At 70.5% G+C, this 12,251-nt stretch carries 11 protein-coding genes; 8 read left to right on the top strand and 3 right to left on the bottom strand.

All coding sequences use genetic code 11. The annotated features are described in order from the left end of the window. Window positions 1-5 precede the first annotated feature (5 nt). Genes FM069_RS11885 through rpmE form a run of 3 tightly spaced genes read right to left on the bottom strand, consistent with a single transcriptional unit; the run spans window position 6 to window position 2,483 of the window. On the bottom strand, window positions 6-1,439 hold the full coding sequence (locus FM069_RS11885; protein WP_143488542.1) for a M48 family metalloprotease: 1,434 nt from the start codon (window positions 1,437-1,439) through the stop codon (window positions 6-8). Next, a complete protein-coding gene (locus FM069_RS11880) occupies window positions 1,436-2,245 on the bottom strand; it encodes a thermonuclease family protein (protein ID WP_143488541.1) in 810 nt (269 codons plus the stop codon). The genes FM069_RS11885 and FM069_RS11880 overlap by 4 nt, the downstream gene beginning before the upstream one ends. Before the next feature lie 25 nt (window positions 2,246-2,270). Then, a complete protein-coding gene (gene rpmE, locus FM069_RS11875; RefSeq protein ID WP_143488539.1) occupies window positions 2,271-2,483 on the bottom strand; it encodes a 50S ribosomal protein L31 in 213 nt (70 codons plus the stop codon). Between the two features lie 186 nt (window positions 2,484-2,669). On the opposite strand from rpmE, the gene FM069_RS11870 reads away from it, so the two are divergent. The 8 genes from FM069_RS11870 (at window position 2,670) to FM069_RS11835 (ending at window position 12,012) form a co-directional block, all read left to right on the top strand. Next, a complete protein-coding gene (locus FM069_RS11870) occupies window positions 2,670-4,889 on the top strand; it encodes a primosomal protein N' (RefSeq protein ID WP_143488538.1) in 2,220 nt (739 codons plus the stop codon). Window positions 4,890-4,985: 96 nt separating this feature from the next. Beyond that, window positions 4,986-6,344, top strand: a complete 1,359-nt coding sequence (locus tag FM069_RS11865; protein ID WP_143488536.1) for an MFS transporter — start codon at window positions 4,986-4,988, stop codon at window positions 6,342-6,344. Window positions 6,345-6,464: 120 nt separating this feature from the next. Next, window positions 6,465-8,207 (top strand): arginine--tRNA ligase, encoded by a 1,743-nt coding sequence (argS, locus tag FM069_RS11860; protein WP_143488534.1) that lies wholly within the window; start codon window positions 6,465-6,467, stop codon window positions 8,205-8,207. Beyond that, a complete protein-coding gene (locus FM069_RS11855) occupies window positions 8,208-8,939 on the top strand; it encodes an SPOR domain-containing protein (protein WP_233282024.1) in 732 nt (243 codons plus the stop codon). Window positions 8,940-9,083: 144 nt separating this feature from the next. Further along, on the top strand, window positions 9,084-9,590 hold the full coding sequence (locus tag FM069_RS11850) for an anti-virulence regulator CigR family protein (protein WP_143488532.1): 507 nt from the start codon (window positions 9,084-9,086) through the stop codon (window positions 9,588-9,590). Window positions 9,591-9,692: 102 nt separating this feature from the next. Continuing rightward, a complete protein-coding gene (hslV, locus tag FM069_RS11845; RefSeq protein ID WP_143488531.1) occupies window positions 9,693-10,226 on the top strand; it encodes an ATP-dependent protease subunit HslV in 534 nt (177 codons plus the stop codon). Between the two features lie 22 nt (window positions 10,227-10,248). Next, complete coding sequence (gene hslU / locus FM069_RS11840; protein ID WP_143488530.1) at window positions 10,249-11,589, top strand: ATP-dependent protease ATPase subunit HslU; 1,341 nt, start codon at window positions 10,249-10,251, stop codon at window positions 11,587-11,589. Between the two features lie 48 nt (window positions 11,590-11,637). Further along, window positions 11,638-12,012 carry a gamma-butyrobetaine hydroxylase-like domain-containing protein gene (locus FM069_RS11835; protein ID WP_143488528.1) on the top strand — a complete coding sequence of 125 codons (375 nt, stop codon included), beginning with the start codon at window positions 11,638-11,640 and terminating at the stop codon, window positions 12,010-12,012. Window positions 12,013-12,251 lie beyond the last annotated feature (239 nt).

Here is a 12,251-nt window from a genome sequence, read left to right as displayed (position 1 = left end):
CCTGCCTAGCGGAGCACTTTCAGCCAGTCGCCGGGGCGGGCTTCGCCGCTCGGATAGAGGTCGTTGAGCAGCCGCAGGCGGGCTTCGTCGTCCTCGCTGCGGGCATCGGCGGGGAGCAGGTCGACAAGTCGCTGGCCCGGCTTCAGCTTCACCAGGTGCAGGCGCCGCGGCTGCGCCAGGGCCTTTTCCTCCGGCTTCAGGCCACGGAAGCTGGCGATGACGGAACGGAACGCGTCGTCGTAGGCCTCCAGCGAACCGGCGCGCACGAGGCCGGCGAAGAGATAGGAATGGTCGCCCTTGGCGATCACCGCCAGGCGCCGCGCCGGTCGCCCGGGGATGATCGCCATCGCACCGTGCAGGCCGTTCTGCTCGAAGGTCTCCTCGGCCAGCAGGCGATTCCCGTTCATCTGCTGGTGCAGGTAGTCCAGGGGTGCCAGACCGCGGATGTCGTCCCCCAGCACCACCGCCAGGGCGGCCTGTTCGTCGGGCGCCTGACCGATCAGACGGTCGGCCTGATTGGCCAGCACCCAGCGCTCGGGAAACGTCACGGTGAAGTCCAGGTCGGCGTGGTAGAACCGCTGGCCACGGCGCACGCCGGTGGCTGCCGAATCCCCCACGGGCAGGTCCTCCAGGTGCTGCAGGAAGACCTCGCGGTTGGTGACCTGCTGCCCGCCTACCAGGGCCTGGGCCGGGCCGGTGACCTGGTGCAAACGGGTGTCATTGTCCGGGTGGGTGTCGAACAGCCCGTGGTAGCCGGTCGGCGCTGGCTTGCCCTGGCGCTGGGCCTGATCGCGGGCGAAGTCCTCCTGGTTCTTCAGGATGCGCACCACGGCGATCATCGCCTGGGGATCGTAGCCGGCGCGGGCCAGGTACTGGGCGCCCAGGCCGTCAGCCTCCAGTTCCATGTCGCGGCCGTAGCCGCGCACCACGGCATTGCCCAGGAGGTTGGTGAGGTCGCCTGCCACCTGCACGCCGCTGCCGATGGCCACCGCCTGGCCGAGGATGCCCCAGGCCATGCCCTGGCTCTGCTGGCGCACGCTGTGGCGGGCGGTGACGTGGCCGACCTCATGGCCCAGCACCGCCGCCAGCTCGGCTTCCGAGGTGAGGTAGGCCAGTAGGCCGCGATTGATGTAGATGTAGCCGCCCGGCAGGGCGAAGGCGTTGATGTCCGCCGAATCCACCACGGTGAAATGGTACGCCAGGGTGCTGCGGTGGCTGCTGCGGGCCACCCGCTCGCCCACCTGCTGCACGTAGGCCTGCAGCGCGTCGTCGGCGTAGGGCGGGGACTCCTTGGCCACCTGCTGGCTGTAGCGGCGGCCCATGTCCAGTTCCTGCTGCTCGCTCATCATCACGAAGTCGCTGCGCCCGGTGACCGGGTTGGTCGCACACCCGCCGAGCGCGGCGGACATCAGGATCAGCAGGAGCAGGACGGGCTTCATGGCAAGGTCTCCAGCATATCGGGAGCGGTGAGGGGCAGGACCCAGCGGGAACGGGTGCGGGCGTCGCCCCGCCGGCTGCGGTCGATCACCCAGCCACGGGCCTCGACACGCTGGCCCACCAGGGAGGCAGCCGTTCGCTGCGCGTCGAAGGCGGCGACCCGGGCGGAGTCCACGTGCAGGGTCAGCGGGCCGTCCAGCTCCAGCCAGAGGCCGCCGCGGTTGCGTTCGACCCGAGCCACGCGGCCCCGTACCAGGGCGAAGCCGCCCTGCACCAGGCGCTCGGGCGTGAGGATGAGGGGATCGCGCCAGACACCCAGACCAGCCTGCCGCGCGGCGGCCTCCGCCTCATGGTGGCAGGCATCGAGGTCGGTGTCCGGCGACACTGCGATGCGATACCCCAGGCCCTCCGCCAGCAGACGGGCCTCCAGGTTGCGCCCGTCGTCGCCATACAGGTGGGCCAGCACCCGACCGTAGCGGTCGTTGCCCTGCCGGCCGATGGCGAGCCCGACCCGGCCCCGGCTGGCCTCCACCAGGGCCTGCAGGCGCTGACGCGCGGCCTCGGCATAGGGCTGGCTGGCCGCGCCGCGATGCCCCCGTTCGGGACTCCGTTCGGGCGCGTTCACGCCGATCAGGCGCACCCGGCGGCCATCCTTCAGGCGCAGTGTGTCGCCATCCACCACGTGGGCCACATCCACCCGGGGCAGGTCGTGGCGCAGAGGGCAGTCGGCGTGAGCCGTCAGGAAGGGGAAGACGGAAACGAAAAAGGCGCCCGCAAGGGACGCCTTTTTCGAGGCTTCGAGAAACATGAAGGTTTCCCGGAGGGGCTTCGGCTTATTTGGCGCCGAAGACACCGAAACGCTGCTTGAAGCGGTCGATGCGGCCGCCGGTATCCAGCACTTTCTGCTTGCCGGTGTAGAACGGGTGGCACTCGGAGCACACGTCCAGGCTGATGTTCTTGCCCAGGGTGGAGCGGGTCTTGATGACGTTACCGCAGCTGCAGGTGGCGTCGATGGCGACGTAATTCGGATGGATATCGGCTTTCATGATAGGTCCTCGGTCTAGCGTGCCGCCACTCGACCCTATGTCGAGCACCGCACGGAAACAGGCGGCGGATGATACGCCCGCGTTTCGTCCACCGCAACCCACCGGCCCCGGGCGCGGTCGAACGCAGGCGACCGGCCGTCGCCATGCCCTGCTAAGATCGCCGGCCTTACCTGGAGAACGCCCCGCGTGCCCGACGCCATCCTGCGCCTCGCTCTGCCTTCGCCGCTGCGCCGGCTGTTCGACTACCTGGCCCCGCCCGGCGTCGCGGCGGCATCCCTGCAGCCGGGCATGCGCCTGCGGGTGCCCTTCGCCCGCCGCGACCTGGTGGGCGTGCTGGTGGAGGTGCGCCAGGACAGCGAGGTGCCGGCGGACAAGCTCAAGCCCGCCCTGGAACTGCTGGACCGTACCTCGCCGCTGCCGCCCGCGCTGCTGCGCCTGTGCCAGTGGACTGCGCAGTACTACCAGCACAGCCTGGGCGACACCCTGAGTTGGGCGCTGCCGGTGCTGCTGCGCCAGGGCGAACCGGCCGAGGCACGCCAGGAACGCTTCTGGCGCGCCGCCGACGGTGCCCGGGCGGACGATCCGCGGCTGGCCCGCGCGCCGCGCCAGCGCCAGGCCCTGACCACCCTGGCCCAGCACCCCCATGGCGTGCCGCAGCACCTGCTGCCGCAACTGCAGATCAACCGCGACAGCCTGAACCTGCTGCTGGAGAAGGACCTGGTAAGCGTCGAGGTGCGCCGGGCGCGCTCGCCGGAACGCCATGGCAGCTGGCTCGCCCAGGCCGAACTGCCCCTCAACCCGGAGCAGCGCGCCGCCTTCGACGCCGTGGACTCGGCCTTCGGTGGCTTCAATGCCTTCCTGCTGGCGGGGGTGACCGGCAGCGGCAAGACCGAGGTCTACCTGCAGTTGATCCGCCGCACCCTGGAGGCGGGCCGCCAGGCCCTGGTGCTGATCCCCGAGATCAACCTCGGCCCACAGACCCTGGAGCGTTTTTCCCGCCGCTTCAACGCGCGGATCGTGCTGCTGCACTCGGCGGTGAACGACCGCGAGCGCCTGGACGCCTGGCTGGCGGCACGGGACGGCGAGGCCGACATCGTCATCGGCACCCGCTCGGCGCTGTTCACCCCGCTCAAGCACCCGGGCCTGATCATCGTCGACGAGGAGCACGACGGCTCCTATAAACAGCAGGAAGGCCTGCGCTACCACGCCCGCGACCTGGCCCTGGTGCGGGCGCGCCAGGAGAACGTGCCGGTGCTGCTGGGCTCGGCCACGCCGTCCCTGGAAAGCCTGCACAACGCCTACGCCGGCCGCTACGCCCTGCTGCGCCTCACTCAGCGCGCCGGCGGCGCCCAGCCGCCGCGTTTCCTGCGCCTGGACGTCAAGAGCCGACCGCTGGACTCGGGCCTCTCCGCGCCGCTGCAACAGGCCATCGCCCAGACCCTGGCGGCCGGCCAGCAGGTGCTGGTGTTCCTCAACCGCCGCGGGTTCGCCCCCACCCTGCTCTGCCACGACTGCGGCTGGATCGGCCAGTGCAGCCGCTGCGACGCGCGGATGACCCTGCACCAGCGCCATGGCGAGCTGCGCTGCCACCACTGCGGCCACGTGGAACGGCGGCCGTCCCGCTGCCCGGCCTGCGGCCTGGTGGACCTGCGCCCCGTGGGCGCCGGCACCGAGCGGGCGGAGGAGCGCCTGGCGATCCTGTTCCCGCAGATTCCAGTGCTGCGCATCGACCGCGACAGCACCCAGCGCAAGGACGCCATGAACCAGCTATTCGCCACCATCCAGCGCGGCGAGCCGTGCATCCTGGTCGGCACCCAGATGCTCGCCAAGGGGCATCACTTCCCGCGGGTGACCCTGGTGGCGATCCTCGACGCCGACGGCGGGCTGTTCTCCGCCGATTTCCGTGCCAGCGAGCGCATGGCGCAGCTGATCGTGCAGGTGGCCGGGCGCGCCGGGCGCGCCGAGGAGCCGGGCAAGGTGATCATCCAGACCCACCTGGCCGACCATCCGCTGCTGGTGCAGCTCACCGAACAGGGCTACTTCGCCTTCGCCGAGCAGGCCCTCAGCGAACGCCGGGCGGCCAGCCTGCCGCCCTTCTCCCACCTGGCCCTGCTGCGGGCCGAGGCGCATCGTCCCGGCCAGGCGGAGGCGTTCCTGCAGGACGCCTGCCAGGAGGCCGAACGCCTGCTGGACGAAGCCGGCCTGGGCGGTGTCGAGCTGCTCGGCCCGGTGCCGGCGCCCATGGAGCGCCGGGCCGGCCGCCACCGCGCCCAGTTGCTGCTGCAGGGCAACGCCCGGCCGACCCTGCACCGTCTGCTGGGGCTGTGGACGCCGCTGCTGGAACAGTTGCCCGGCGGCCGCGCGGTGCGCTGGTCCCTGGACGTGGACCCCATCGACCTCTACTGAGGCCCGGGCGCGCGCCGCGCCCCTGCCTATACTCGATGCCATGGGCCCGTCCGAGGCCCGCCGCACAGACCACAAGAACAAGAACGCGGAGGTGTCATGCACACGTCAACGGAAACCGCCGGGCGTACGCCCCGGCGCGCCCATCGTCTCGCCGGCTGGGCCAGCATGGCCGGCACCACCATCGAGTGGTACGACTTCTTCCTCTATGGAACGGCCGCCGCCCTGGTGTTCAACCGGCTGTTCTTCCCCACCCTCGACCCCGTTGCCGGCACCCTCGCCGCCTTCGCCACCTATGCCGTGGGCTTCATCGGCCGGCCCCTGGGCGGCATGCTCTTCGGCCACTTCGGCGACCGGGTCGGACGCAAGTCGATGCTGCTGCTGACGCTGATGATGATGGGCCTGCCCACCATCGCCATCGGCCTGATCCCCACCTACGAGCAGATCGGCTACTGGGCGGCGCTGATCCTGGTGAGCATGCGCTTCCTGCAGGGCATGGCGGTGGGCGGCGAGTGGGGCGGGGCGGTGCTGATGGCGGTAGAGCATGCGCCGGAGGGCCGCAAGGGTTTCTACGGCAGCCTGCCGCAGACCGGCGTCGGCGCCGGTCTGCTGCTATCCGGGCTGGCCATGAGCGCCATCGCCGGGCTGCCGGAGGCGCAGTTGCTGGCGTGGGGCTGGCGCCTGCCGTTCCTGGCCAGCGTGGTGCTGCTGGGGGTCGGCTGGCTGATCCGCCTGAAGGTGCCGGAATCGCCGGATTTCGCCCGCCTGGCCGCCCGCGGCGACCGGGTCAAGGTGCCGCTGCTGGAGGTGCTGCGCCGCTATCCCCGGGAGACCCTGACCATCATCGGTGCGCGTACTGCGGAGAACGCCTGGTTCTACATGGCGGTGACCTTCGCCCTGGCCTATGCCGCCAACCAGTTGGCGATCCCCCGGGACCAGGTGCTCGGCGCCATCACCGCCGGCGCCGCGCTGTCGCTGATCACCATGCCGCTGTCCGGCTACCTGTCGGACCAGGTGGGGCAGAGACGCCTGTATTTCGCCGGCCTGCTGCTGCTCTGCGCCTTCGTCTACCCGTTCTTCGCCATGCTCGGCAGCCGTGAGCCGCTGCTGGTGTGGTGGGCCATGGTGCTGGCGGTGGGGGTGGTGTTCCCGATCCTCTACGCACCGGAGTCGTTGCTGTTCGCCCGCCAGTACCCGGCGGAGATCCGCTACAGCGGCATCTCCCTCTCGGTGCAGTTCGCCGGGGTGCTGGGCGGCGGCTTCGCGCCAATGATCGCCACCTCGCTGCTGGCGGCCGGCGACGGCAGCCCGCGCTACGTGATCGTCTACCTCCTGGGCCTGGCCGTGGTGGCACTGGCCTGCACCGCGTTGATGAAGCGTGACCCGCCGCGGCTGCCGCTGCCCGACTCTTCCCACCGGGGCGCAACCCGGCTGCGGGCAGAAACGGCGAAGACCTGAGCACGGCGTCGGCGCCCCGCTCGCGGGCGCCGGCGGGCTGCGGCCCGACGCCGCAGCCTTGAGCCGCGGCCGGCAGGTGCGGATAATGCCCGGTTCCGAGCCAGCCGCCGTAGCCCCGACATGAAAGACATCATCCGCCAACTGATCCAAGACGCCCTGACCCGCCTGAACGCCGACGGCGTGCTGCCCGACGGGCTGACCCCGACGATCCAGGTGGAGAACACCAAGGACAAGGCCCACGGCGACTTCGCCAGCAACATCGCCATGATGCTGGCGAAGCCGGCGGGGATGAAGCCGCGGGACCTGGCGGAAAAGCTCATTGCCGCCCTGCCGGCGGACGAGCGGGTGAGCCAGGTGCAGATCGCCGGCCCCGGCTTCCTCAACTTCTTCCAGAACGAGGCGCTGCTGGCCCGACGCCTGGACGACGCCCTGGCCGATGCCCGCCTCGGGGTGCGCAAGGCCGGCCCGGCGCAGCGGGTGGTGATCGACCTGTCCTCGCCCAACCTGGCCAAGGAAATGCACGTCGGCCACCTGCGCTCCACCATCATCGGCGACGCGGTGGGCCGGGTGCTGGAGTTCCTCGGCGACCAGGTGATCCGGCAGAACCACGTGGGCGACTGGGGCACCCAGTTCGGCATGCTGCTGGCCTACTTGGAAGAGCAGCCGGCGGCGGCGGAGAGCGGCCTGTCCGACCTGGAGGGGTTCTACCGGGCCGCCAAGCAGCGTTTCGACGAGTCGCCCGCGTTTGCCGACCGCGCCCGCCAACTGGTAGTGGCGCTGCAGGCCGGCGACGCCGACTGCCTGCGCCTGTGGAACCGCTTCAACGACATTTCCCTGAGCCACTGCCAGAAGGTCTACGACCGCCTGAACGTCAAGCTCACCCCGGCCGACGTGAAGGGCGAGAGCGCCTACAACGACGACCTGGTCCACGTGGTGGACGACCTGCGGGCCAAGGGCCTGCTCACCGAGGACAATGGCGCCCAGTGCGTCTTCCTCGACGAATTCCGCAACGCCGAAGGCAACCCGCTGCCGGTGATCGTGCAGAAGGCGGGCGGTGGCTACCTCTACGCCACCACCGACCTGGCCGCCATGCGCTACCGCAGCCAGACCCTGCACGCCGACCGCGCCCTGTATTTCGTCGACCAGCGCCAGGCCCTGCACTTCCAGATGGCCTTCGAGGTGGCACGCCGGGCCGGCTTCGTGCACCCCGGCATGCAGCTGGAGCACATGGGCTTCGGCACCATGAACGGCGCCGACGGCCGCCCGTTCAAGACCCGCGACGGCGGCACCGTGAAACTGGTGGACCTGCTGGACGAGGCCGAGCAGCGCGCCTACGCCCTGGTGAAGGAGAAGAATCCCGAGCTGGCCGAGGACGAACTGCGCCACATCGCCCGCGCCGTGGGCATTGGCGCGGTGAAGTACGCCGACCTGTCCAAGCACCGCACCAGCGACTACAGCTTCAACTTCGAGCAGATGCTCAGCTTCGAGGGCAACACCGCGCCCTACCTGCTGTACGCCTATACCCGGGTGGTCAGCGTGTTCCGCAGGCTGGGCCAGGCCGCGGACGCGGCCCTGGACGGCGAGATCGTGCTGCAGGCGGAACAGGAGCAGTCCCTGGGCGCGCGCCTCGCGCAATTCTCCGAGGTGCTCAACACCGTCGCCGAGAAGGGCGTGCCGCACCTGCTGTGCGCTTACCTCTACGACCTCGCCGGCCTGTTCTCCAGCTTCTATGAACACTGCCCGATTCTCGCTGCCGAACAGCAGGACCAGCAGCAGAGCCGCCTGCGCCTCGCCGCCCTGACCGGACGCACCCTGCGCCAGGGCCTGGAGCTGCTGGGCCTGGAAACCCTGGAGCGCATGTAAGTGGCGAAGAAGAAAGCCCCCCCGAAGCGCGGCGCCAGCCGCTACCAGCCGCCGGCGAAGAAACCGATGCCCGGCTGGGCCTGGCTGCTCTGCGGCCTGGTGATCGGCGGGTTCCTGGTGTTCCTGTCCAAGCTCGAACCCGGCCGCAGCGACGTGAAGCGCGAGAAGCCCGAGCAGGCCCAGCGCGCCGGCACCGCCACGCCGTCGACGGGCAAGGGTGCCACGCCGACCCCGACGCCGACCCCCGGCCCGGAACCGGTGAAGCCCAAGTACGACTTCTACACCCTGCTGCCGGAGTCCGAGGTGATCGTGCCGCCGGATGCGCTGCCGCAGACACCGGCCGCCGCCTCCTCGGCGCAGACGCCGGACAAGAGCCAGCCGCCGGTGAGCCCGGAGCAGGCGGCGAAGATCGACACCGCCCGCGCCGAGGCCGCCCTGGCCGGGCAGACCCCGCCGCCCCCGCCGCCGGTGCTGGCCAAGGCGCCGGTCACCACCCAGTTCATGCTCCAGGCCGGCTCGTTCCGCAAGCAGGCGGACGCGGAGAAGGTGCGGGCGCAGATCATCCTCCTCGGCCAGAACGTCCAGGTGGAGTCCGGCAAGGTCCGCGACGAGACCTGGTACCGGGTGCTGGTCGGCCCGTTCGCCAGCCGCGACCAGTTGGCGGTGGCGCAGAAGCAGCTGGCCAGCAGCGGCTTCAGCAACCTGCTGCTGCAACAGCGCCAGGCCCGCTGAGAACCGCCGGGCACCACGGCCGGCGGTCCGATTGTGTAGGGAATGTAAAGTCGGTAAAGCTGCCGACACATCCGGAATTCCACGGCGCGCGGCGCCCCTAAGCGTTACCCGGCGACTCGCCGCCGACGCACCGTGGAGACCATCATGCGCCCCCGTATCCCCCTTCACCCGGGCACCCTGTTCCCCCTCGTCCTCCTCTGCGGCAGCCTGATGGGCGACCCGTCGCCGGCCCAGGCCGCGCCGGACGACGGCTTCGACCCACGCGACGGCGTGGAACAGCGCGACCCCCGCGGGGGCCGCCCCGGTGGCGATCAGGCGCGCCCGAGCACCGGCCGGGTCGATGCGCGACCACCCGCCGCCACCCGCCAGCCCCAGCCACCCGCGGCGCCACCCGCCGACTTCAGCCAGGCGCGCCGGGACATCCGCGCCCATCGCGAAGTCATCGGCCGCGGTCCGGACGCCCCGCCCGGGCTGCGCCTGGTCAAGGGCCAGCCGCTGCCCAACGGGTACGGCAAGCGCCTGCCGCCGCCGGTACTGGCCCAGTTGCCCCGCTACGATGGCTACGAATGGCGCCGGGTTGGCGGCGACATGGTGCTGGTGGCCCTGGTCAGCGGCATCGTCTACGAAGTCCTCACTGGCGTGCTGGACTGAGAGCACGTCGGCCGCCGCCCCCCTCCACGCTTGAAGCGCGCCAGGGCCGTCCCCATATGGGGAACATTCGGGCCGAGCGCCCCGCTGCGTGGAGTATTCACCTTGACCACCATCGTTTCAGTCCGCCGCCACGGCAAAGTCGTCATGGGCGGCGACGGCCAGGTCTCCCTGGGCAACACCGTGATGAAAGGTAACGCGAAGAAAGTCCGCCGCCTCTACCACGGCCAGGTGCTGGCGGGCTTCGCGGGCGCCACCGCCGATGCCTTCACCCTCTTCGAACGCTTCGAGGGCCAGTTGGAGAAGCACCAGGGCCACCTGGTACGCGCCGCCGTGGAGCTGGCCAAGGACTGGCGCACCGACCGCTCCCTGAGCCGCCTGGAAGCCATGTTGGCGGTGGCCAACAAGGACGCCTCGCTGATCATCACCGGCAACGGCGACGTGGTGGAGCCCGAGCAGGGCCTGATCGCCATGGGCTCCGGCGGCGGCTTCGCCCAGGCCGCGGCCCTCGCCCTGCTGCAGCACACCGACGCCCTTTCCGCCCGCGAGGTGGCCGAGACCGCGCTGAAGATTGCCGGCTCCATCTGCGTCTTCACCAACCAGAACCTGACCATCGAGGAGCTGGACTCGGCCGTCTGAGGCCAGTCCCGGAGCATTCCGCATGTCCATGACCCCCCGCGAGATCGTCCACGAACTCAATCGCCACATCATCGGCCAGGACGATGCCAAGCGCGCCGTCGCCATCGCCCTGCGCAACCGCTGGCGGCGCATGCAGCTGCCCGCCGAGCTGCGCCCGGAAGTGACGCCGAAGAACATCCTGATGATCGGCCCGACCGGGGTCGGCAAGACCGAGATCGCCCGCCGCCTGGCCAAGCTGGCCAACGCGCCGTTCCTCAAGGTGGAGGCCACCAAGTTCACCGAGGTGGGCTATGTCGGCCGCGACGTGGAGTCGATCATCCGCGACCTGGCCGATGCCGCCATCAAGCTGCTGCGGGAGCAGGAAATGGTCCGCGTGCGCCACCGCGCCGAGGACGCCGCCGAGGAGCGCATCCTCGACGCCCTGCTGCCGCCGGCGCGGGTCGGGTTCAACGAGGACCCCGCCCCCAGCCACGATTCCAACACCCGCCAGCTGTTCCGCAAGCGCCTGCGCGAGGGCCAGCTGGACGAAAAGGAGGTCGAGATCGAAGTGGCCGAGCAGCCGGCCGGCATCGAGATCATGACCCCGCCGGGCATGGAGGAGATGACCAGCCAGTTGCAGAACCTCTTCGCCAACATGGGCAAGGGCAAGCGCAAGGCGCGCAAGCTGAAGGTGAAGGACGCCCTCAAGCTGGTGCGCGACGAGGAAGCCGGGCGCCTGGTCAACGAGGAAGAACTCAAGAGCCGCGCCCTGGAAGCGGTGGAGCAGCACGGCATCGTCTTCATCGACGAGATCGACAAGGTGGCCAAGCGCGCCAACGCCGGCGGCGCCGACGTGTCCCGCGAAGGCGTGCAGCGCGACCTGCTGCCGCTGATCGAGGGCTGCACGGTGAACACCAAGCTGGGCATGGTGAAGACCGACCATATCCTGTTCATCGCCTCCGGGGCTTTCCACCTGAGCAAGCCCAGCGACCTGGTGCCGGAGCTGCAGGGCCGCCTGCCGATCCGCGTCGAGCTCAAGGCGCTGTCACCGGAGGACTTCGAGCGCATCCTCACCGAACCCCACGCCTCCCTCACCGAGCAGTACCGGGAGCTGCTGAAGACCGAGGGGCTGGCCATCGAATTCGCCGAGGACGGCATCAAGCGCCTCGCCGAGATCGCCTGGCAGGTGAACGAGAAAACCGAGAACATCGGCGCCCGTCGCCTGCACACCCTGCTGGAGCGGCTGCTGGAAGAGGTTTCCTTCAGCGCCTCCGACCTGGCCGGACAGCATGCCGACGCGCCGATCCGCATCGACGCCGCCTACGTCAACGGCCACCTCGGCGAGCTGGCCCAGGACGAAGACCTGTCCCGCTACATCCTCTGAGCCCCACCGGGGCGGCCGGCGCCGCCCCTGCCCAACCAGGAGACCGGCATGCGCATGCCCACCGCCATCGAACTGCACAAGGCCTCGAAGACCCTGGTCCTCGGCTACGGGCCGGACGAGCGCTACGTGCTGGACGCGGAGTTCCTCCGGGTGCACTCGCCCTCGGCGGAGGTACAGGGCCACGGCAAGCCGGTGCTGCAGCACGGCAAGCTGGGGGTCGGCCTGGAACGCCTGGAGCCGGCGGGCAACTATGCGCTGAAGCTGGTCTTCGACGACGGCCACGACAGCGGCCTGTTCACCTGGGACTACCTGTACGAGCTGTGCGTGCGCCGCGACGCCCTGTGGGCCGACTACCTGGAGCAGTTGGCCGCCGCCGGCCGCTCCCGCGACCCCCACGAGTCCGCCGTCCGGCTGATGCTCTGAGATGTGCGCCGCTGCCCGTGCGGCGTTTCAACGCGTCTTCGCCCACTCGCTTTTCCCCCAACCCGCGAAGGCCGCCACACCCTGGCAGGCGCATGCTCCGCGCCCATCCGCCAGGCCCGCCCCGCTTCCCCTTGCCACGCGGACCCGCCGGCAGCCCGCGCGCTCTTCCAACCCACCGCCGGCCACGCCCGACGGCCGTGCGCGCGCCGACGCCGTCCGGGTTCTTTTCGGTTTAGAAT

Origin of the sequence: Pseudomonas mangiferae, assembly GCF_007109405.1 — a bacterium.
Lineage (GTDB): Bacteria > Pseudomonadota > Gammaproteobacteria > Pseudomonadales > Pseudomonadaceae > Pseudomonas_T > Pseudomonas_T mangiferae.
The sequence above is the reverse complement of the archived record's forward strand: the minus strand, read 5'-3'. Positions and strand labels throughout refer to the sequence as shown.